This is a genomic window from Aerococcus sp. L_32, from assembly GCF_050689315.1.
The window spans coordinates 1-626 of the sequence record NZ_JBOEQF010001078.1; the positions used below are offsets into that span (position 1 = coordinate 1).

The 626-nt window shown below is 37.1% G+C and carries 1 protein-coding gene; it reads right to left on the reverse strand.

The window, feature by feature from the left end; all coding sequences use genetic code 11:
• Nucleotides 1–626: Hsp70 family protein (locus ACRCJ0_RS18265; protein WP_431391560.1), on the reverse strand; the 626-nt coding region annotated here is incomplete at both ends.

The window sequence follows — 626 nt, forward strand, 5'->3', positions numbered from 1 at the left end:
ATAAAGCTTGAATTTTTTCGTTTAATTCATCTTTTTTAGCTGTCATTGCTTCAACATCGTCAGCTTCTTGCGCTGCTTTCAATTCATCTTTAAGCGCGTTAGCTTCGTCAAGTTCAGCTTGATCAACTTTACCTTCTAATTCACCTGTTGTTTTTTCAACTTGGAAGATTAATTGGTCAACTTCGTTTTTAAGATCTGCTGCTTCTTTACGTTTTTTATCTTCTTCAGCATTCGCTTCAGCATCTTTCATCATACGATCGATTTCGTCGTCTGATAAACCTGAGTTAGATTGGATGGTAATTTGTTGCTCTTTACCAGTACCTTTATCAGTTGCTTTAACATTTACGATACCGTTTTTATCGATATCAAATGTTACTTCGATTTGAGGCACACCACGTGGTGCTGCAGGAATATCTGTTAATTGGAAACGGCCTAATGTCTTGTTATCTGCAGCCATTGGACGTTCACCTTGTAATACATGTACATCTACAGCAGGTTGGTTATCAGCAGCTGTTGAGAATACTTGTGATTTAGATGTTGGGATTGTTGTGTTACGATCGATTAATTTAGTGAACACGCCACCCATTGTTTCAATACCTAATGATAATGGTGTTACATCAAGTAAA